This is a genomic window from Paenibacillus sp. 37, from assembly GCF_008386395.1.
GTDB classification, from domain to species: domain Bacteria; phylum Bacillota; class Bacilli; order Paenibacillales; family Paenibacillaceae; genus Paenibacillus; species Paenibacillus amylolyticus_B.
Map to the genome: position 1 here is coordinate 5,061,234 of NZ_CP043761.1, position 24,687 is coordinate 5,085,920.

The window sequence follows — 24,687 nt, forward strand, 5'->3', positions numbered from 1 at the left end:
TACCATCAGATCAGCTCGTCGTAGAGCTCTTTCATTTCTGCAAGTGCTGCTGGGACACGCTCACTAAACCAGGCAACATCCTGCATATCAAGCAGGATATTCGGATACATTCGCGAGAGCGTAGATACCAGAACACCGTGCTCAGCAAGCTTGCTATTTAACAAAATATCAAAAGACATCAATTCAAACGTATAATCAGCCGTATCCGTAAGCGGCTCCGTGCAACAGTGATAAGAAGCACAGCCAGACGGACCCTGAACAATTAAAGGCAGACCTACCTTCACTGCTTCCTGGCAGAGTATGTCATGCATCATCTCAGCGTGGCGGTTCATGCTGTTCATCGCCTGTCCTCCATTGCGGCCCAACATTTCCAGCGTAGTTTTTACAGCAGCTGTACCTAATGGATAGCCATTAAACGTACCCGCATGAATTACTTTTTTGTCTACAAGCAACTTCATGATATCCGCTCGGCCAACCAGGGCTGACACCGGAACTCCGCCACCGGCGATTGCCTTCCCAAGTGTAGTCAGATCGGGTGTTACACCGAATAACTGTTGGGCACCACCGAGTCCCATACGGAATCCTGTTATAATCTCATCAAAAATGAGCACGACCTGGTACTGGTCACATAACTGTCTGACTTTTTGCAGATAACCCGGAGCAGGCATGACTCCGCCTCCATTTACACAAACCGGCTCCATGATTACTGCTGCAATGTCGTCTCCATGCTCGCGAAATAGTTCCTCCAGACGGACTGCGTCATTCCATGGCAGGAGGTAGGATTGAGATTCCATGGCATCCCTTGCCCTCCCCTTTGTTCCTTTCATGTCACCAGGATAGTCTGAAGGTACAGGCAAACCTGTACGTGCAGTCTTGCCACCCATAATATTGTCCGCATTGCCATGATAATGGCCTTCAAAACGTACAAAGCGATTTTTACCTGTCCACGCCCGGGCAAGACGAAGTGCATTCTGGACAATCTCCGTGCCTGATAACCCAAAACGAATCATCTCTGCTGAAGGTACATATTGATGGATCAGTTCCAGAGCCTCTGCATCCAGATCGCAATGACTTACGGAAAGAACACGGTCAATGGTATCCTTCAGACACTCGTTATACTCCTCGTTGCCGTGGCCAACAATGAGGGCACCAAAGCGGGCATATAGATCCAAATACTCGTTGCCGTTCATGTCCGTCACTCTGCTTCGGGAAGCATGCTTGAAATGGAGCGGCGTCTCTTCCCAAGGAAGGTGAAAATTATAGTGGACACCGCCAGGCAGCCATTGTTTCACCCGCTGATTGTACTGCATCATCTCCGTGATCATCCCTTATCGCCTCCCCCACTTGTCTGGTTTACTGCTTCATATCGCTCCAATAACCTGAACCGATCTTGCGGATCATCCAGCGAATAGGCTGCAGGCAAAGTCTTATTCTCAGCCATCATATTTCTTACGCTCTGGCCTGGACCGATATCGATCCATACCGTCGCTCCCAGATTTTGAACGCGTGCCAATGCCTGATTCCAGCGAATAGGTTGCAAAAGCTGGCTGCTCAGCAGCTGAGGAATGTCCTCGGCTCCACTAATGAACTCACCATGTACTGTAGAGCATATGGGAAACACCGGTGCAGAGAAGGAAACCCCTGCAAGCATCTCTTCAAGCTCAGGCTGAATGAACTGCATCAACTCGCTATGATAAGGTGCATCTGCCTTCATTGGCATCATACGAAAAGGAATGAATTCCCCACCGAAGCCATCCACCTGATCATCCAGCAGTTGAAGACCCTTCACAGTACCTGCGACGACAAACTGTCCCGGTGAATTATAACCGGAGATCGTCACATACTCGTTCTGACGAATATTCTCGACTAATTCTTCAAGCGCTTCTTGGGTTACATCAACAACAATACCCGCTCTTCCTTTTTGCTCCTGAATGGAGCGATGCATCAACGCACCACGCTGAGCTGTAAAACGGATTCCATCAGCAAATCGCAATGCACCCGCCGCTACTAAAGCCGAAATCTCCCCCAAACTGTGACCTACTGCATAATCTGGAGTCATTCCAGTCCGGCGAACAAATGAGTCAAATAGAACGTAGCTTGCCGTCAGTACAGCAGGCTGAGCATATTCAGAGACCGTCAATTGATCCAGGGTCCCTTCCATAACCAGTGCCTTCAAATCAAATCCAATCACCTCGCTTGCTTCCGCAAAGATCTGATTCGCCTCCGGCTCACTGTCCAACAACTCGCTGCACATTCCGATATACTGGCTTCCCTGGCCAGGAAATAGCGCACAAAACGTCATACGCCACCGCCACGCTTGTAATAGGCTTTTAATCCGTAATGCGAGATCATCTCCTGCTGCATCTGAGAAGAACCTTCAATAATCTCCAGAATTTTGGCTTCCTTATACAGCCTGGCAACAGGATATTGGTTACTAATTCCGTTCGCACCATGCACCTGTAACGCATCGCTTGCAACTTCAACAGCAACTTTGGACGTAAAATATTTGGCGATTGTTGTCTCCATGGCAGCCTGCGGGTCCCTGGCTTCTCTCAGCTCGGCTGCCCGTAAACATAATGCTCGTGCTGCATGGACTTTTGTCACCGCATCTCCAATCATGCCGCGAATCAGCTGAAAATGACTCAGCTTCTGATCAAATTGCTTCCGCTTCCTTGAGTAAGTCACCATGGCATCCAGCGCTTCCTGCGCAATCGCCAGCCCTGCCCAGGCTATGCTATATCTGCCCTGATCCAGCGCCCCGGTTACGATGTACTCAAAACCTTCATTTAGACGTCCAATAATGTAATTCTTTGGTACACGCACCTCATGGAGATCAATCTCAGCTATACCTGTCTCTCCCGCAACCATGACACCTTCAATAGGTTTGGTCTGTACACCCTCAAACTGGCGTTCTACCCAAAAAGCAGTGCTTCGTCCCTGATTCGAGGCAATAATGATAAATACATCTGCCAAATGTCCAAACGTGATCCACTTCTTTTTTCCATTCAAAACATAACAGTCCGATTCTTCTCTCCACTCGGTCTTTACACTTTTGGCATCCGAACCAACTTCCGGTTCAGTCAGGCCAAAGGCAGCAATCCATTCTCCCTTCACCAACTTGGGCAGCCAGGACGATTTTTGCTCAGGCGTTCCGAAACGTACCAAAGTTTCACTTACAAGTGAAGTATGTACCGTTAACAAGCTGCGAACGGCTGGAAGAGCCTTGCCAAATACTTCAGTCAACAGCCCGTACGCCCTGGGGCCGAGACCCATGCCGCCATATTCAGCGGGGATCGAGGCAGCCAAGTAACCTTTTTCAGCCATGGCACGGATCAATGTTCTGGGAATGGCTTGCTGCTCTTGAATCTGTTGAGCATACGGACGAATTTCACGGGCAGCAAACAATTCAGCTTCATGAATGATCTCTTGCTCTATATCCGCTTCAATCATTCGACAACCCCCTCTTGAAGAAGAGATTCATTGAGATAAGCGGCGAACTCGGCAATTGTTTTGTATTCAAACAACGCAACCGGACTGATGTCAACTTGAAGATGCTTGCGCGCACGGTTAATGATCTTGAGCGCCTGCACAGATGAGACACCAATTTTCAAAAAATTCATCTCTTCATCAATGTCCTCTGGCTCCTGATTCAACGCTGCTGCAATCTCGCTTTTGATAAAAAGCTCAATTTCTTCTTTTGTCATATCATGACCTCCGTTCCCTGATTCACATCTATCCAATGTACATACGGCTCGAATGGATGTGCTGGCAGATGTACAATCTGGCCAGAGCCATTCGGATGTAACTGTTCCCAATCCAGCGCAGCACCACGTACATAAAGCTGTCCCAGTAATAAAGCAAGCTGATCCTCCATGGTAAGCGTCGACTTGGCAGACAGGCGAATGAAGCTCTCCTTGCCACTGTATTCAAGCTGCTGCACTGTCTGATCTGCAGCAATCATAATTACAATGTCGGCGCTTGCCATCTTGCCAGGTGTGTCCTGCAGACTGTCTAACGTCACTCTGTTGTTCACTGGAATGGATTGGCTTGCATGAGCGCTGTGATGTTCCTCGCCATCCAGATGTAAACTGGATACAAGCTCCTCTCCTGCAGCTATTCCTCGAATCTCCTGAATGGAAGGGACCAGACGTACAAGTGTCTCAAGCAAGGTCACCCAGTAGTTCAAGGTGGATACCGTATCTTCATTAGAATCGTCTGGCCTGATTACCTTACGAGCTTGAGCCTCATCTTCTCCGCAAATCTCATGCCCCCCAACCACAATATTGACACGAGCAGCTCGGTTTCTAGGCTTGAAGCCAAATTCCATCTCTTCGATGCTCCACTCTCCGGTTGAGCTGACAGTTACTGCTGCACGATGCCGATAATGTTTTCTATATCTGTTTCGGGTAAAACAAAGATCCTCTGGTGCCAGGTCCACATGTTTCTTCACATACTGCTCCGTGTTATCAATCAGCTTTTTTAAAGCATGCTCTGATTTGGCAGAGAACGTTAACAACTGGCCTCGTGCCGGGGCAACTGCACGGACAGGGGCTTTCCATTCCTCCAGCACAATGTGGGCATTCGTACCTCCCAGTCCAAATGAACTGATGCCTGCCTTCCGTGTTTTTCCTTCAGGTACATCCCACGTTTTATGCTCGCTAACAATATGGAACGGCGATTGGTCCAGTCGTAGGGCCGGATTCGGATTATCCATATGCAGACTTGGTGCCAGTTCACCATGCTGCATACTGAGCAGAACCTTGGCAAGACTGGCTCCACTGGAGGCTGCAAATAAATGACCAATATTGGTTTTGACTGAACCTAATCCAATCGAATTGTCGCTTGTGCATCCCTTTTCCCGGAACAGTCGGAGCAAGGCATTCACCTCAATTGGATCTCCAATCCTTGTCCCCGATCCATGTGCTTCAATATAAGAAATCTCGCTCGGATTTAGGTTGGCATCGCGATAAGCGGCACGGAGCACCTCATATTGTCCCTGAGGGTTGGGTGCCATAATGCCCAGGGAATATCCGTCGTTATTCACCGCTGTCCCGCGAATCACACCATAAACATGCTTATTGTTGCGAACTGCCTCTGTTAGCGGCTCCAGATATACAACAACAGCACCTTCTCCCAAGACTGAACCATCTGCTTCCCGGTCAAATACCTTCGTATGTTGAGTGGAAGAACAGATTCCAGCATTGCGTGATAGTTGATGAACATGCGGTGTAGCCAAAATGTTCGCTCCACCTACAACTGCTCCAGAGATACGCTTGTCCTGAATGGCCGCCACAGCTTGTGTCAGTGCTACCAGAAAAGAAGAACATGCTGTATCTATCGACAGTGCCGGCCCTGTAAAATTGTACATGTGTGAAATGGAGGCCGCTGCAATATTGGACATATTGCCTACCATAGCGTGAGAATGAACAGCCTTTCCAAGACTCCGGTTCATATAATCAACAACCAGATCGAAGTATGTGCTTGGGTTAATCCCTACATACACACCCACATCACGCTTCTCCTCATGATCCACGAGCATACCTGCATCCTCCAGCGCCTCATGAGCAACTTCCAGCAACTTCCGATGTTGCGGATCCATAAATGCAGCTTGTTCAGACGGGATTTCAAAGAAGTCGTGATCAAACGTATCCGGTTGCTTCAGTTCCCCAATCCAGTCATCCCAACCGGGTTGCTTGGAACGTGTTGCACGCTCTAAGCTAACCCGGTCAACACTATCTAACCCGTTAACCAGATTGCTCCAGAACTGCTCTTGGGTGTCGGCATCAGGCAGACGCAGAGACAGCCCGGTAATAGCAATAGCACGATGTACATTCAGGTGATTATCTGTTGTTTCAGCTTGTTCAAAGTCCTTCTTTTCTGCTGGAAGTTCCTGCAGATATTCCACCATCTCACGTACTGTACTGCAAAAAACAAGTAGTTCTTGTCCTAATTCACGCCCCATATGTGCAGACAGCTTGTCAAGTAATTGATAGGAGAGAATGGAATTGCCTCCAAGTGCGAGAAAAGAAGTATCCATCTCAATCTTTCCTGCGGGTAATTGAAGAATTTCGGCCCAGGCTTTACGTACGGTATATTCCAAAGACGATGTGGAAACCGTCTCGTGTTGTTGCTGTTGTGTGTTTTGGCGAATCAGCTCTTCAATGGCCTCGATGTCCTTGGTAAATACTCCACGCTCATATTCGTTTCTCAGCATGAAGCGCTGGACCTTGCCACTCGTCGTTTTGGGAATAACCTTGATTGGGAGAACATGGGTGATCTCAATACCCAATCCAGCCCTCATACGTTGGATCAGATCCTGGCGTACATCCAGAAACTGTGGAGTGCCCGATTTGTATTTAACAAATACAAGCAGCTCTTCTACTTGTTTGAGGCTGTTAAAGTGCCCGACTACCGTCAGATTCCCTCTAGGAATGCTGCTATTCTGGTACAAAATTTCTTCAAGATCATGCGCATAATGGTTCTGTCCCCGAATAAACACAATGTCCTTGATTCGTCCGCTTACAACCAGGGAGCCATCAGCCATATAACCCAAGTCTCCAGTGCGAAGCCACCCATCCATATACATTTCACGATTGATCTCCGGGAGACTGTAATATCCGGAGGTTACCGATTCCCCACGGATCTGGATTTCGCCAACAACCCGCTCATCCAGCACTTCACCCTGTTCATCCGCAATCCGGATTTGAATCCCTGTCATGGGATATCCTTCATGAACAAATTCGATCACATCCGAAGTATGGCTATCACTGCTAGGCAGCTGGACTGGCACAGCCAGTCCATCCTGCACCAGCCGCGAACGTGAAATACGTTCAATTCGCGGCTCTTCCCCCAGTCTGGAGGTACATACACCTACTGTCGCTTCGGCCATGCCATACGCAGGAAACATCATATTGGGACGATAGCCACAAGAGCTGAATTTTTTGACAAATCGCTCAATAACAGACGTTGATATAGGCTCTGCACCATTCAAGGTCATACGCAGTGAAGACAGATCAAGCGTTGAGAGCTTGGAATCCGGGATCTTCTGAACCATCCATTCAAAACCGAAATTGGTACAGCAAAACCATTTTCCCTGATGCTCCGTAATCTTGCGCAAGAACAGATAAGGCGACCGTACGAAGGTATAAGGTGACATCACCATGATGTTGGCTCCACTCAGGACGGGTGTCAGATGCTGTCCAAATATCCCCATATCATGCGTATGCGGCAACCAGGTAAACACATTATCTCCTTCTTCAGCTCCAAGAAAAGTCTTGCATGCAATACTGTTGGCGATAATATTGTGATTTGTTAACTGCACACCTTTGGGAATTCCCGTGCTTCCTGATGAGAATTGCAGGAACACAATGTCATCAGGAGAGGTTGGGCATAGATCGGCCATCTGCTGGCCTGCTTGAAGCTGATTCACGCTAATCAACATAAGATCTTTGAATACCGGACTTTCCGCAAGCTGCTTATACTTGGGCATGTAGGCTTCCTCGACGATCACAACCGGACGCCCGAGTACCTCCCACACTTTCGTGAATTTCTCCAGACCAGCTGAGCCTGGTTCCCAGGCGGCTGGAGGACTAACAGGGGCGACAATAATGCCCCCCAGCATACAAGCCCAAAATGTACGGTAAAATTCCTGTGACTGGTCAATTTCCAAAATAACGACCTGTCCTTGTTGAATGCCTTGCTCCTGAAGAGACTGCAGGTACTTGCGCGCCTGCATCAGTAATTCAGGATATGATTCAAACTGTTCGTCACCTGAAGAGCTGATATAGGTCATTCCCTTTTCTGGATGAGTATCTGCAATGTAGATTAACATCTCAGCCACTGTTGAATAATGCTCTGGCACAATCAGCTCGGGTCCTCGCTGTATGGATTTACTGGACATGTTGCACCTCCATTGCCTCATTGTGAACTACCACTTTCACATCGCTACCAAGCTTGTCATCAATCAGCTGTTTCATACGTTTGATGTCCAGACCAGCCTGACAGGCCAGATGTACGTACAGACACTCTTCGTCGTAGCGAATTACCCATTCGAATTGGGAGAGTCCCGAATTCGAATCTTGGTCATCCGACGACTGAGACGACATTGGGATCGCTTCGCTGCTGGAGATGAAGCCTTGATAATTAAACAGAATCATCTGACGCGGCTCCTGTTCTGCTTGCCTGTAGGCAGTTCCCAATTGTTCCCGTATGCCATCATATTGTGCCGAGAGGGAAGAATCATGTGTAAGTGCCATAAAGTTAATGCTGTGTCGCTTCGTAAATTCCAGACGTTCCAACAGATCTTCCTGTGTGAATTCACTGTCTACCAGCACTGGAATCAGATCAAGGAATTCTCCCACATAATCGTAGTAGGATTCTTCGCCATACTCCCTTCCGTAATGCACCAGGGCTATTGGCAATTGGCTTATGTTCAGATAAGCCGCAATGATGTTGGCAAAAGTTTCAAAGCATGTCCACCAAACATCTGCAGGCTCCTTCCCTGCAAGGGACAACTCGACAGTCATCGCTGAAGGCGACAATGTTTCTGTTTCCTTCAACTTGTTCATGACGATGGTGTTACATCTATGCCATGCCTGAAGTGAAAATTGTTTCTTCATTTCATCTTCAGTTACCCCTATGGGGCCTTGAGACAGAAAATTTACATAATCCTCATAATTTCGATCACTCTCGAGCTCTACACCTTGCGGTCTATATAATGCCTTCGACTCAAGTTGTTGTTTGATAATTTGGGCACTCATACCATCAAACGCAAGGTGATCAAAACTCCAAATCAGCTTATGCTCTGTGGCTCCTGTACGCAAAATACATAGACGCCATGGTAGTTCCTTCAACGTATACGTTTTGTGTAACAGAGACTGAACCAGTCTGTACTCCAGCTGCTCCATTGTAGCCGAAGCATAATGACGAATATCAAGATACGGGATAAGCTGTTGCAGCATGTCCGCCGCTAATGACATATCACATGGATGCCAATACAATTGTTCTTCCTCATATATTATGCTGTGCAGTAACTGATGCCGGGACATAACCCCAAGTATCAGGTGTTTTACAGCTTGTTCATTCAATTCGCCTTCCAGCGTTGTTGTAAATCCGCTTGCTCGTGAAGTCGTAGAAGCATGTGCTTGTTGAATTGGAGATAGTGGGAATTGACCCATAGGGGTCATGCCAGCCATAAAAGATGAAACCTGATTGCAGCTGTTTAAGACATGCAGGACCAGGCTGTCCAGTTGTTTCTCATGAAGTGTTATGTCCTGTGGTATGACTATCGGGGACTGAATATGCAGGCTATCTTCGGACCAAACTGACGCCGGAGGATTAATATCTACCAATTTGGCAAGTCCTCTAACTGTCGGATATTGGAATAATTCGTTCACATTGATGGCAATTCCTTCTTTTGCCAAAATTTGAGTGAATGCAATCGCTTTGAGCGAATGCCCCCCATTTTGAAAGAAGTGATCTTCCACACCAATGCCTGGATTACCCAGGATCTGTTGCATGGCGGCAAGAATGACACGCTCTGTTTTTGTCTGAGGTGAACTCACTTCCATAGACCTCTGCTGCTCTTCAACCAAATGCTCGGACAATGCTCTTCGGTCCACTTTGCCATTGGCATTAATCGGAAGATGATCCATTCGAATAATTCGTGCAGGCACCATGTACTCTGGCAGTTGCTGGTGAAGTTCTCTTCGAATATACTCAACATCTGCCCCAGTGTCGCTTGTATAAAAAGCGGCAATGTAAAGACTTCCTGATGGTTCTGTAACTGTCATGACAAAGGCATCACGAACTCCCGAAAGACGCTCCATGCAATTGCCTATCTCCGATAACTCAATGCGAAAACCTCTAATTTTGACCTGGAAATCCGAACGTTCAATAAAAATCAGACTGCCGTCAGCCAGACGTTTGACGATGTCACCTGTCCGATACATTCGTTCTCCCTTGCGGAAGGGATCATCAAGAAAGTGTTTTCGGGTAAGATCCTCACGGTTAAGATATCCAATACCCACCGCATCCCCACTGATATACAGTTCACCTGGAACGTTGGGTGGCACAGGCTTCAGCTCATCATCCAGAACATACAAAGCTGTGTTAGACAGGGGGTAACCAATGGGCAGTGAGCCAGTATAAGGCTCTGTTTGCTGTAATAAGTGGTAGGAGGCAAAAAAGGTTGCTTCCGTTGGCCCATATCCATTTAACAGCCTGCCAGGTCCCACACATGCAAGCGCTTTGTTGGCATGGCTCATCGATGCAGCTTCACCACCAAACATCACTCTACGCACATTCTTCAAGCATTCAGCATCCCAATCCACCAGCATATTAAACAAGGATGTCGGAATATAAAATACTGAAATCCGTTGCTGTCGGATGACATCCGCCAAACGAGCCATATCCAAAATGGTCTCTTTTGAGATTAATACAAGAGTAGCGCCATTTATTAATGAAGCAAAAATATCGAAAATGGAACCGTCAAACGCATAGTTAGAAATTTGCAGGATACGATCCTCTGGCACGACGGTGACAAAATTACTATTTTTCATGACTTTGGTGACATTGCGATGACTCATCACAGTCCCTTTCGGGGTTCCTGTAGACCCTGATGTATAAATGATATAAGCCGGGTCAAGAGCGGTCGTGTTCATATCTTCAACGGGCTCCTGCATGTCTCCTGAATCAAATGCTGCCAGTTCATCTGCCGGCACGATACAAGGAACTACAGACTGCCATGTGGAGGCATAAGCCGTTTCAGTCAATAACACAGCTGCATCGCAATCTTGCACAATAAATTCAATTCTCGATGGCGGCGAAGCCGGGTCGATCGGAACATAACTGCAACCGAGTTTGAGTGTAGCAAGAATACTGATCATCTGGATCGGTCCACGGTCCAGAATGAGAGCAATACTGGAGCCTGATTTTATCCCTTGTCCAAGCAACCTGAACGCCAGCCACTGAACACGTTCATTCAGATCCGCATAGCTCCATTCACCGTCCTCCCAGACCAATGCTGTCTTCTGTGCATGCACATGAACTTGTTCCTCGAATAATTGGGAAATGGTCGCATCTCGCGGATACTGAGCGGCATTATCGTTGACTCCGTACAGCAGCCATTCCTCTTCCTCCGGTGTAGTGAGCTTAATCTGACCAATTCGTTCATTATCCCCTGTTGTGATCTGAGACAGGATATACCGGAATTTATCCAGCATCAGTTCCATGGACTCCGCTTTAAACAAATCCGAGCGATAGTCAAGTTCAACCGTGTAACATTGCTTATGCTCGACCAGTGTCCAAGTCAGATCAAATTTGGCATCCACCTTACCTTCGACCCATGGTTCAAGCATCAGTTCCCCGGCTTCAGGATCATCGGTTCCCATATTAATGTAATTTAACACCACATCAAATAGGGGGTTGCGGCTTAAATCACCGAATAGACCAAGTTGTTCCACCAGTGCTTCATAAGGATAATGTTGATGCTCATAACAGGATAACAGCTTGCCACGCATCTCATTCAAATACGTCTCTGTGGACCATTCTCTGTCCATGCTGGTGCGAATGGCAAGCATGTTCACGAACATACCCATAACGTTGTTGAGTTCTGGCTTCTCACGCCCCGCAACCGCTGTACCAACGACCAAGTCGTCTTGACCTGTATACTTCCAGATTAATAGATTCAAAGTTGCCATAAACAACATATAAGGTGTAAGCCCTTGTTGAGTACAGAAGTCATTGACCTGTGTGCTTAACGACTCACCAAGTTCAATGGAACGTCTGTCTCCGCTGTAAGATGACGCGCCATGTCTTGGGAAGTCTGTAAGCAATTCAACCGGTGCAGGCTTGTCCTCAAATTCCCGTATCCAAAACTTGGCGTCTTCAACAGATTGTCCGTGTGACGCAGCTTCATCACGCCATTCCGCATAATCCTTATACTGAATGTCAAGAGATTGTAATGTTTCTCCTCTGTACATGCGAGCAAAATCCTGCATCAGGATCGCAATGGAACTCTGATCCGAAATGATATGATGCATGTCGATGAATAAGATGTGTTCCTCTTGAGAAAGGCGAATGAGCTTAACACGAACCAATGGTGCGCTGGTCAGATCAAAAGGCTTTATCCATTCCATGACCTGTTCTAACCCTGCTGTTTCTAATTCCAGCAACTCCACCACGCTTGGAACCTGCTCCTCGACAATTTGGAAAAGCTCACCGTCAATCATTTCAAACCTGGTACGGAATGCTTCATGTCTCTCTACCAGTGCATCCATGATTACTCTGAATTGGGCAGGGTCAAGTTTTCCTCTTACCATATAAGAGCTGGCGAGATTGTACGCCGTACTCTCACCTTTCATCCACTCATGCACCACATACATTCTTCGCTGTGCAGAAGTGGTCTTGTATTTCTCTTTCTTAGTAACAGGCAAGATTGGGTCCACTGAATTGGAGTCACTTGTAGCCTGATGTTCAGCAATCCATTGAACCATGTGTTCAAACACAGAATGATCAAAAATCTCTTCCAGCCCCAAATTTAGTCCAAACATTTCTTTAATCCTCGACGCCAAGGAAATCGCTTTTAAAGAATGACCTCCAAGCTCAAAGAAATCATCTTCAAGGCCGACTTCTCCATTACCAAGCAACTCCTGCCACAATTGCGACAATACATGCCTTATCTCATCATCAGTCCGTTGAACCCTGACTTTCCCAGATGGAGATTGGTCTAATGCTGCGATAGAACCCGCTGCAACCTGCGACATACCTGCAAGCTGATACAACGCAACATCATGTTGATGAACAATGGGATCAAAGGAATACGTCGGCAGGGAGATTTTTTGCCTACGCCCCGTTCCGTTTAACTGTTCCCAATCCAACTCCATGCCAGAGCACCAGCAAAAAGCAAGTACTTTCATTAAATACACGTCTGCCTCAAGCAAGCTCTGACGATCTCCAGTAAGAGCAATGATGTTTGGCTCTGATAATGAATCCGGGGCTATTTGTTCTGTATCCTGCAGCTGATTCGAAACGATCCACAGCGTATGCCCAGCAGATTCAGAAAGCGTCTTGCGATTTAGCAGCGTGAACAGGAAATTTGGAGATAACAGTGGTGCAATACTCGACGCAAGGTCTGTTACAGTTGCATCTGTCATCCTTCCTGTCAAAGCATCTGACAATGCTCCTTCTTGTAGTGACCAATGCTCCAGATTGTATAGAAGCCCAACGGCATGTACTGGATCAAGTGCATCACTAATAACCAACCCCACCAGTTCGCCAACGCCTTGTCCACAGACAGCATCCGGCTTGATACCAAGCTGCATCACGGTTTTATAAAGAGCATATTGCACAACAAAGCACTGCATACGCTCAAGCCTTGAATCGGTTAACGATCGCCCTATGCCCTGGCGAATGGCATACTGTTCCTTGGACTCAAAGAGATTCAGTATCTCTTCAAAGTGCTGCTTGAATATCTCTGAGACCTGGCTGCGATACACAGAAGCATATAGTTCCCGAATCTTGCGCGCTTCCCAACTTGCATTTCCGCTGAGATAAAACATGACCTTAGGCTTCCCATTCATCACACTTGCCTGTGTCTCAAACTCTACAGACTGCTCGCTTGGCGGAATATAACCGTCTACAACGATTAGTGCTTTACGATGAATGAATCTGCTTCTTCCCTTCTGTAGCGTCCATGCAGCATTGGGCAACTGCTCCGGCAATGCATGGATCGCCTGTAGAACCGAATCGTACGTGCGTTCCAGCGCAGATTCACTTTTGGCCGAGAAGGGCAGCAGAAGCAATGATTCATAATTGGCTTGGCTCTCTTGGACGGGCGGTTGCTCCAGAATGACGTGAGCATTAGTACCCCCGATCCCAAACGAACTGACACCTGCTCGCAGGACATGCTTCGCGTCTTCTAATGACTGTGGCTCCTTGTTGATATAGAAGGGACTATGCTCCAGTTCCAACATCGGATTCGTCCGATTCATATGAATCTGTGGCGGAACCACCCGGTGATAAAGCGTCAGTACGGTTTTAATAAAACCGGCTACACCTGCTGCCGCATCAAGATGCCCAATATTGGCTTTGACAGAACCTAGAGCACAATAATTTCTACGATCTGTTCCCCATGACTGCCTGAGCGCTTCAATTTCAATCGGGTCCCCCAGTTTGGTTCCTGTTCCATGCGCCTCCAGGTAGGAGATCTCTTTTGGAGAAACTCCCGAACGATGAAGGGCTGATTGAATAACCTTGACCTGCCCGGCCACACTCGGTGCCGTATATCCAATCTTGTCCATGCCATCATTATTAATCGCTGAACCTTTAATGACTGCATAGATATGATCTCCATCTCTCTGCGCGTCGCGGAGTGACTTGAGCACAACCATTCCGCATCCATTACCAGACACAGTACCAGATGCCTGCTCATCAAACGGTCTGCAATGACCATCCTTTGAATAAATCATGCCTTCATGCCAGCGATAACCTTCTTTGAGCGGATAGGAGATAGAGACACCTCCCGCAAGTGCCACATCACACTCCCCACGAATCAGCGATTCAGCAGCTTGGTGGATAGCGACCAAAGAAGTTGAACATGCGGTCTGTACGGCCATACTCGGCCCTCTCAGATTTAATTTGTGAGATACTCGGGTTGTAATATAGTCCTTTTCATTTAAAGTCATGGCTTCAAAAGCATGTAGCAAATTACCGGAACGACCTAGAAATTGCACCATCCACGGTAAGCTCAGTCCACTTCCGGCAAACAATCCTATAGATCCCTCATAACTGTAAGGATCACACCCGGCATGCTCAAGCGCCTCCCATGAGCACTGATGCAGCAGCCGTATTTGCGGATCCATCATATTGGATTCCTGATGCGGATATTCGAAAAACCCGGAGTCAAAATACTCAGTATCTTGCAGTACACCTTTGGCCCGTACATAATCAGGATGTTTGAAGTCTTCCGGTCGTACACCCGCAGCGGTTAGATCCTCCTCATTCAGACGGGTGATACCGTCCTTACCTGCCATTAGATTATCCCAGAACTCCTCAATATTTCTTGAGCCGGGAAAATGCCCTGCCATGCCAATGACTGCGATATCCGACGACGAAGAATCTCTGCTACTGTGGTCTGAAGCAAACGAGATACTCTGTTTTGGTCTGCTCTGTGCCGGTCTGCTCTGCTCCACTTTGCTGTGTTCAACTGTGCTCATCACATCATCTTTGGGAGCTGTTGTCGGGTCCGGGTTCGTAACAGGATATCCAGCCGTAGCGATATGCCCGCTCTCCTCTCGCACCTGTTGTGTAACTGTCGGCAGCATCTGCTCAGCCACCAGATGATTGACCAGTGATGCAATGGAGGAATGCTCAAACAATTGCACCAGCGGAACGCTTTTATCCAGATAGGCATTCAGCCGATTATTGATCAAGATAAGCCCCAGCGAGTTGCCTCCGATGTCAAAAAAGTGATCATGGATATTAACCGTATCCAGATTCAATATTTCCTTCCACGTTGCAATGAGCATCTGCTCCAGATCAACTTTTGCCCGCTCCATTCCTTGAATCGATGAGCCATAAACCAGAGCAGGGTTATCCCTCTCTCCCGTTTCGAAATCAGCCAGACGAAGGGCATTGCGATTCAGTTTGCCGTTAGGCAGCACAGGCAGATTTTCCAGACAAATCAAGCGAGAAGGCATCATGTACTGTGGAAGCCGCTGCTTTAACCAGGTCCGAAGCTGTACGTCTTCATCTTCCATAACGGAAGGCCCAATCCCAGGCTTCAGACTGTAGAAAAGGATTAATTGCAATGAATGTTGCTCGGCCCCTTCTACCTTAACGACAGCTTCTCTTACACGTTCATAATTCATCGCTGCCTGCTCAATCTCGTTCAGTTCAATCCGGTAGCCACGAATCTTCACCTGCTGATCCAACCGTCCCATTAACTCAACATCCCCATCCGGCAGTATACGGGCCAGATCGCCAGTTCGGTACAAACGGCCTCCCAACACATTCGAGTTTGCAATGAATCGGGCATCGGTCTCAGCTGCATTGTGCAGATAACCGCGGGATAATCCTTTTCCTGCAATGCACAGCTCTCCATAACTTCCAGGTGGCAGTATTTCACCTTCATCATTCAGAATATAAATCTCTGTATTGGTAATGGGCTTGCCAATGGTAATCGCGGCTGTGTCATTCAATTCTTTGGTCGTTGACCAGATCGTAGTTTCCGTTGGTCCATACATGTTAAAGACTCGAGCGGGCGTAAGTCGCTTCAGATCGGTGAGGAGTCCCACAGGGACATTTTCCCCTCCGGTAAGAACACACCGCAGATTGCCCAGCGCCTGAGCGAATTCCGGATTTTCGACAAATGCCTTAATGCGTGAGACCGTGCTAAGAATGTGCGTAACACCATGTTCACGTATTCGACGTGAAGCAAGAGCCGGGTCAAGCTGTTCCTGCTCATTGGCCAGATACAGCGAATATCCGGTGCATAGTGGTGCCCACACTTCAAATCCGAAAATATCAAAAGATATGGTCGTTACACTGATGATGCGATCTGTCTCATGTGCAAAAATATGTCGGTGCCTGATGTCCTCAACAAAATTGACCATCGCCTCATGAGTAATCATGACCCCTTTGGGACGACCCGTCGATCCTGAGGTGAAAATTACACAGGACAGGTCCGAAGACAGGAAGTTTACGTCCGGGTTAACGGATGAGCGCACATCCTGGGCAGTTGGATCATACACGAATCGCTCTCCGCTAAAAGTCACTGTGCCTTCTTCATCAGGCGTACACAGTAATACGTTCATTCGGCTATCTTCGATCATATTCAGGATACGCTGCGGCGGAAAAGTAGGGTCCAGAGGCACATAAGCCGCCCCAGCTTTCAGCACCGCCAATAGCATAATGATCAACGATTCATCACGTCTGGATAATATGCCCACAGGTTCATCCCGGCGTACACCTTGATCAATAAGCTTCCAAGCCAGCGTATTAGCTTTTTCATTAAGCTCCCTGTAGGTAAAAGCGGCTCCGGATGATACAAGGAGAGCTTCCTTGTCTGGTGTGTGTTCTGCCTGCAGCTCGAACAGCCGATGCAGACCCACCGCAGGAGTGTAATCCAGACGTGGACCAGCAAGCAGATGGACTGGGTGCTCATGAGAACCAATGTTTCTCTCAAGCAGTTCGCTCAGAGACAGATTGGGCTGTTGTACAACCTCTTGGCAGAGTCCGATAAACTCCTGCATCATACCTTCAACTGTGTCCCGGCGGAACAGATCCATCGAGTATTCGATATATCCTTCAATCACCTGCTTCTCCCTGTTTTCTTGACAGGTCATTAACAGATCATAAGTAGACGTACCCGTCTCCACCGGAAAAGAACTGAATTGCAAACCATGAAGTTCGAGTCCATGCAAATCCATGTTCTGATAATCGAAACAAACATCAAATACCGGATTTCGGTTCAACTCACGTGTCACGCCCAGTTGTGCCACAAGCTCATTAAACGGATACTCCTGATACGCAAAAGCATCGAGTGTATGTTGTTTGAGTTCGCGTAAAAAATCAGTGTACGTACGATCAAACGTTGGAAAATTCCGCATCGCAATCATATTGACAAACATGCCTACCGTCTCTTTCCACTCCTCTTGCATCCTTCCTGCAACAGGCGTTCCTACCACAATGTCCTGCTGACCTGAGTGGTGTGCTAGAAGAAGATTCCACACACTTAGCATTACCATATACATGGATGCTTCCGATGAGGAAGCCAGCTCGTGCAAGTTTTGTGTTAACGAACGATTCAACGTGAAATGGAGACGTCCCCCTTGCATGGATCGCTGTGATGGACGCTCCTGGTCAAGTGGAAGCTCCAGCACAGGTAAAGAAGGGCCAAGATGGTCCAGCCAGTACGTTTGATGTGAAATGTATTCATTTGAAGCGAGACGCTGCTGCTGCCATACCGCGTAATCTTTGTACTGCAATCGGACTGCATGCTCTTTGCCAAAATATAAATCATTGAAGTCACGAGTAATGATTTCGACAGATGTACCATCTGCGATAATATGGTGAATATCAAAGAATAGCAGGTGCTTGCGCTCGCCCATCTTAATCAGTTCAACCCGCATAAGCGGAGCACTCCCCAGATCAAAAGGACGAATCAATGTCTCGATCATCGCAGGCAACTCTTGGTCATCTGCCACATGCTGCTCTGCATAGCCCATACTTAAGCGAACCGAAGGTTGGATGATCTGAACGATCTCAACGCCCCGTATCTCAAACGATGTTCTGAGCGCCTCATGATGCTGCATCAACTTCTGCAAAGCAGACTCAACTCTTATACGGTCCAATTCACCTTCAATAATGGTTGCAGACGGTAGGTTGTATGCCGTATTGCCTGGATCAAGCATCGCTTGTGTGAACATACGCATCTGTGCAGAAGAGATTGGATATGCATCCATAGTGGGTGCAGATTGAATTGTCTGTTGGTCCACTTTTGGTTTCGCAATGACATAGAGATGCTCCGCCAATTGAATAGGCGTTGAATGATTGAAAATATCTGCTACCTCAGGCTGAATTCCTAAATGAGACCGGATCCATGCAGACAAGCTGACTGCTTTGAGAGAATCTCCTCCAACCGCAAAGAAATTAACCTCTTCATCTAGATCATCGATGCCAAAAATCGTTCGATATGCATCCAGAACAATCTGTTTCAATTGGTCTGAACCACCAGTATAAACTGTCCCTTTTATTAGAGCAGAGCTACTTCCCTTACCCTGCTCTGCATGTTGCCTATCATCCCCGGTACCCATTCCTTCCGCTGCTGATGAGCCAGAAAGAGAAACACTGACAGGATAGGATTGTTTGTTGAAAACATAAGTAGGCAGAGAGCATTTGCGTCGTACCGTCTGCCCTTTGAGCACCTTCCAGTCCGGTTCAATGCCTTCGCACCATAACTCCGCAAGTCTGCGGTTCACATAGATACTGTCCTGCTCTGTTTCCCTTACGTGACGCAACATATTCAGTACCGTCTGGGAATCTCTTGATTGACTGTGCTGTCTGGCAAAGGAACTTAGCGTTCGTCCTGCACCGACTTCAATTAATACAGCGCGCTCATCCTTCAACACTTCAGCCAGGTTTGATTCAAACAACACCGGCTGTAAAATATGACGGGACCAATAGTCAGGTTGTGTGATTTCATCTCCAAGCGCCCATGTTCCACTGGTGTTGGACAGTAATGGGATCTGTGGCGTATGAAGTGAATGCTCTGCTAGATAACGTCTAAATTCCTCGGCAGCCTGATTCATCATTGGCGTATGGAATGCATGGGAAGTCTTCACACGAATGCACTTCCAGCCCAGTCCTTCAGCCTTGGCTTCCATCCGTGAAATGGCTTCAGCTGTCCCACCAATCACACTGGAACCTGTAGTATTCACCAGGGCAAGCCACATGTCTTCCTCCAGTTGTGACTTCACCTGCTGTGCATCCGCCATAATGGCAAGCATGACCCCGGGTTGTTGTTGCTGCATCAGACGTCCGCGAAGCCGAACTAACTTGACAGCATCTCCGAGTTCGAACACACCTGCTACCGCAGCGGCAGCCAATTCACCTATGCTGTGTCCGATCATGCCATCTGGCTTGATGCCCAGATCCAGCAGCGACTTGGCCAGCGCATAACTGGTCATGAACAGTGCGAATTGGCTGTACTCCGTCTGGTTTATTCGCTCAGGCTGCTGATCCCCGTATACAACGGACAGCATATCTTCTCGTTCTTCCGCAGGCAGAAGGTCCAATATTTCCTGAATATAACTTCTGAAGATTGGAGCTAGGCCTGCTTGCTCTGTAGATCTGTATAGTTCTGCACCCATTCCCTGATACTGACTGCCCTGTCCGGGGAACATAAAGTATACGGGACGGGTGTCTTGAGCTGAATGGTATACGCGTGCTTTCCCCAGCTGCTGTATCAGCTTGTCCGGATTATCCTTCGATGTCTTATCCAGAATGAGTGCCTTACGATACGCAAAAACAGATCTACCTGACTGCAAGGTCCACGCTGCGTTCGACACAGATTGATCCGGATGTTGAGTCAGATGTTCCATAATCCGTTCAGCGGTGCGGTTCAGTGAGTACTCTGTTTTGGCGGAAAAAAGCAATATATTTACGTCATCATCCGGACTGCACTTCTCCATCTCGGGAGCCTCCTCCAATACCATGTGAGCATTCGTGCCCCCCACACCAAATGAATTGATTCCTGCGCGCATGACTCCAACATTGCCCTGTTTCCAGTCCACACCTTGTGCAATAACTTTAAAAGGCGTATTCAAAAAATCAATCTTGGGATTAGGCTGCTCATAATTCGCTGTTCCAGGGATATAACCTTGTCCAAGACTGAGCGCTACCTTGATTAAACCAACCACACCTGCGGCTGTATCCATATGTCCCACATTGCCCTTGACCGAACCCAGATAACAAAATTGCTTTTGGTCGGAAGCAAAGGCCCGAGTTAACGAGTTTACTTCAATTGGATCACCAAGCAACGTTCCCGTACCATGTGCTTCGATATAACTCACCGTTTCCGGGTCTACTCCGGCTACCTTATAAGCATCCTGAATGACTTCAGCCTGTCCGTTTACGCTTGGAGCAAGGAAACTGAGTTTCTCTTGTCCGTCATTGTTAATTGCTGAGCCTTTGATGACCCCGTAGATATGATCTCCGTCCCGCAGAGCATCGGTTACCCGCTTCAGCACCACAATTCCCATACCATTGGAGAAGACGGTTCCACTGGCTGCCGCATCAAATGGACGACAGTGTCCATCTGTGGAGAACATCATGCCATCCTCAAATATGTAACCCCCTTCATTGGGCAACTCCACGGTGACCCCACCAGCCACGGCCACATCACATTCTCCAACGATCAAAGATTGACATGCCAGATGAGGTGTAACCAATGAAGTAGAACATCCCGTCAGAGCGGTATAGGCCGGCCCTTTTAAGTTAAGCTTATAAGCCATTCGGGTAGCGAGAAAATGATTGGTGCTGAGGGTAAATGCTTCGTATTTACTGCTATAGTTAGCATCGTTAAAAAGCACTTGACGGTACCATTCGAAGTCATCGGACCCGCCAAGGAACACACCCACCTTACCCGCCTCATCCGGTCTGCAGCCTGCATCCTCCAGCGCTTCCCATATTCCCTGATACAAAAGTCTGAATTGGGGAGACATCATTTTGGCTTCACCGGGAGTATAGTCAAAGAACCCTGCGTCAAACTCATCGATGCCGTTGGCACGTCCTTTTGCCTTGACGTAACGAGGTGAACGCAGCAGCGCTTCCTCCACACCAAGCTCCCTCAATTCATCATCACTATAAAAGTGAATGCTTTCCCGCCGTTCAACCAGGTTACTCCAGAACTCCCTTATATCCTCAGCGCCCGGCACATTCACCGCCATGCCCACAATTGCAATGTCCTCACGCATAATGCCGTCTTTTCGTTGAAACAATTGTTCCCTTTCAGTCGGTACCCGAACTGCCTCATCCTTCGGACCCAGCGCGGCAAATTGACGCAATGTCGGGCATTCGAAAAAACGAGGAACAGGGAACTCCACATCGGTATAATGTTTTAGTTTATTGTGAGCCTGAATGACAGAAAATGAATTTCCGCCCAATTCAAAGAAATGGTCATCGCGCCCTACTCTCTCAACACCGAGCACTTCGGCCCACACTTCGGCTATAACCTTCTCAAGTTCGGAAGACGGGGCGGTATAGAACGTACTGGAAGTGTGAGCATGCGTGATATCTGCCATGAGTGCCTTCCGGTCAATCTTCCCACTGCTATTCAATGGAAATTCGGATTTATGTACAAAAACGGATGGTATCATGTATGCCGGTAACGAACGAGACAGGTGCTCTCTCAATCCGACAGAAGGCAGCTCCTGCTCTGACAGATAGTAGGCATACAGCAAGCCGGACCTACCTTCAAATGATTTCATGACTACCACGGTCTGGATGACACCCGGATAGGATGACAGGGTATTCTCAATTTCGCCTGTCTCCAGTCTGGCTCCCTGAATTTTAACCTGGAAATCAATGCGTCCCAGATATTCGATCGTACCGCTTAGGAGTGAACGTACCAGATCCCCTGTGCGGTACATGTACCTGAAATGCGCTGCGTCCTGTCCTTCTTGAAAGAAAGGATTAGGGACAAATTTTTCTCGGGTCATCTGTTCCAGATTCAGATATCCACGTGCAAGCCCAACACCGCTAAGACAAAGCTCCCCTGGAATACCTAACGGCTGAAGCTCATCATGATTTCCGACGACATACCATCTGGACTCATTGAGCGGGTAGCCAATCGGTACATTGCCCAAGCCTTCGTAATGGCTTAATGGATAATGAGAAACCCATATGGTGCATTCGGTTGGACCATATACATTTTCAAGACTTGCTCTAATGCCTAACCTGTTAAACTTCTCAATGATGTCAGGCGTAACTGCCTCTCCGCCAACAAACATCCATTTCAGCGTTTCCAATGCTGACAGATCGGAGCGGAGCTCCATCGTTTCCAGAAAAAGACGGAATAACGTTGGAACAAAGTTGATGTGGGTCACCTTATGTGATGCCACCGTAGACAAAATACGAGAAGGGTCTTTTTCTGCTCCAGGCTCAAGAATACTTAGTGCGCCTTCACCCATGAACCAGCCGAAAAGTTCCGTGGCCGACACATCAAAGGTATATGCTGTTTTCAGCAAGTAAACATCCTGCGCCTGCATTGGAAAACGACGCTCCAGATCAAGCAGTGTATTGACTACGCTATGATTTTCAACCATGACTCCTTTTGGCTTGCCTGTTGATCCGGATGTGTACATGATATAGGCAAGGCTATGCGGATTCAGCGCCTCTTCGAGGTTTGAGACATCCCCCGTATAAGCCTGATCGCCCTCAACGTAGATGTACTGGACATCTAGAGTCTCGTCATCTTTTTCGGGCTGCATAGCCAGCACTATGGATATGTCTGCATCCGATATAATATAGGCCTTTCTGGACAAAGGATAGGAAGGGTCTACAGGCACAAAAGCACATCCGGCTTTTAATACAGCCAATAGGGCTATGACCATATCCGAGGAACGCGGCATCTGCACGCCAACTGCCGCGTTATCACTTTTTTTACTCGCAACGATCTGCCTAGCCAATTGATTCGCTTTTGCGTTGACCTGCGCATAGGTCTGATGCTGCTTCCCTTCCATAAGAGCTACCCGCTCCGGGAAACGTGCTACTTTATCGTGAAATATATCCATAATATGTTGTGGAGTGTAGGGAAAATAAGAAGTTTGATTGAATCGGTAAAGTAAGTTTTCTTTCTCATCTTGCATCAGGAGGCTGAACTCACTGATTTTTTGATCAGAATTGGTTACTAGTTGATTCAGCAAGTATAGAAATCGTTGGCCCATTCGCTCCATTGAATCTTCACGAAACAAGCTTGGTTTATATTGCAGCTTCAACTGAGCACCTTGCGGTAAACGACTCAACACCACCATTAGATCTCCTGGAAACGTAACCTTATCCTGATCCAGAATACGAGTTCCGAGCATATCTTCCTCATAGGAATCATAAACAAAGGAAATATCAAACAACGATGGTGATCCGGGTTGAGCCTGTAACATGCCGTCTCTGACAATGAGGTTATTGGGATATCCGATGTTCCTGTACGTATCCATCCAGGTTGTGGCTACTTGTTGCAGCAGAGGTTTTAGAGTTGATTCGAGGTCAATATGGAATCGCATAGGCAACATATGGACAAAACATCCAATCGTTTCTTCCAAGTCCATACCGGGACGATGAGAATATGGGGAGGCAAAGGTGATATCGTCTGTACCGACATATTTACTCATAAGAATGCCAAAGGCACCCATAAAGAACATAAAAACGGTTACTTCATTATCTTTGGACATCTGTGTAATATCAGCCATTAACGATTCCGAAATATCAAATCGCAGTTCATGACCAATTCCTTCTTGTAAAGAACCTGCTGGAAAGTCGTGCTTTAGAGAAAGAGGTTCCGCTCCCTTCATTTTGTTTAACCAGTATTCCCGCTCTTTGGAGTACTTGTTTTCGTGCAGTTTCTTGTTCTCTGCCTCAACATAAGAGATGAATCCTTCATCCAGCTTGACATCCACAGGCTGATCTTCAAGAAGACACGTATATGACTGAATAAGTTTGTTTTTCATCAGTTCAAGCGACATGCCATCACATATTAAATGATGAATACATAAGGTCAGAATATATCGGCTTTTATCCATCTGAACAATCATTATACGGAACAGAGGACCTTTCTCCAGATCAAAAGGTGTCCCGATGCATTCATCCACCAGTGCTTCTAACTGTTGTTCCTTTGGATTCTCCTGATTCTCGCTACTTAGGTCCCACAAGGTAAGTGAATAATCCATATCTTCAAGAACGGATAACACGGGTACATCATTTTGAATCTCAATCCGAGTACGCAGCACCACTTGCTCATACATAAGCAATTCGATGGCCCGGCGAAATATCTCCATTTGAAGATGATCAAATTGAATTGAAGCTGAGATGTTATACGAAGTGGGATCATTCACCTGACAATCAAAATAGATTCCCTTTTGTGTTTCGGAAAGTTCAACGGTTTTTTGTACCATCACGACCACACCTCATCGT

At 47.4% G+C, this 24,687-nt stretch carries 6 protein-coding genes; all 6 read right to left on the reverse strand.

Annotated features, from left to right (window positions below; genetic code table 11):
- Nucleotides 1-5: 5 nt before the first annotated feature.
- Genes F0220_RS21800 through F0220_RS21825 form a run of 6 tightly spaced genes read right to left on the reverse strand, consistent with a single transcriptional unit; the run spans nucleotide 6 to nucleotide 24,668 of the window.
- On the reverse strand, nucleotides 6-1,325 hold the full coding sequence (locus tag F0220_RS21800) for an aspartate aminotransferase family protein (RefSeq protein ID WP_105599780.1): 1,320 nt from the start codon (nucleotides 1,323-1,325) through the stop codon (nucleotides 6-8).
- A complete protein-coding gene (locus F0220_RS21805; protein WP_105599782.1) occupies nucleotides 1,322-2,302 on the reverse strand; it encodes an ACP S-malonyltransferase in 981 nt (326 codons plus the stop codon). The genes F0220_RS21800 and F0220_RS21805 overlap by 4 nt, the downstream gene beginning before the upstream one ends.
- Nucleotides 2,299-3,450: an acyl-CoA dehydrogenase family protein gene (locus tag F0220_RS21810; protein ID WP_091013872.1), complete on the reverse strand. Its 1,152-nt coding sequence runs from the start codon at nucleotides 3,448-3,450 to the stop codon at nucleotides 2,299-2,301. The genes F0220_RS21805 and F0220_RS21810 overlap by 4 nt, the downstream gene beginning before the upstream one ends.
- A complete protein-coding gene (locus tag F0220_RS21815; RefSeq protein WP_105599784.1) occupies nucleotides 3,447-3,704 on the reverse strand; it encodes an acyl carrier protein in 258 nt (85 codons plus the stop codon). The genes F0220_RS21810 and F0220_RS21815 overlap by 4 nt, the downstream gene beginning before the upstream one ends.
- Nucleotides 3,701-7,900 carry a beta-ketoacyl synthase N-terminal-like domain-containing protein gene (locus F0220_RS21820; protein WP_181155482.1) on the reverse strand — a complete coding sequence of 1,400 codons (4,200 nt, stop codon included), beginning with the start codon at nucleotides 7,898-7,900 and terminating at the stop codon, nucleotides 3,701-3,703. Before F0220_RS21820 ends, F0220_RS21815 begins: the two co-directional genes overlap by 4 nt.
- Nucleotides 7,890-24,668 (reverse strand): hybrid non-ribosomal peptide synthetase/type I polyketide synthase, encoded by a 16,779-nt coding sequence (locus F0220_RS21825; RefSeq protein ID WP_105599786.1) that lies wholly within the window; start codon nucleotides 24,666-24,668, stop codon nucleotides 7,890-7,892. The genes F0220_RS21820 and F0220_RS21825 overlap by 11 nt, the downstream gene beginning before the upstream one ends.
- Nucleotides 24,669-24,687: the final 19 nt, after the last annotated feature.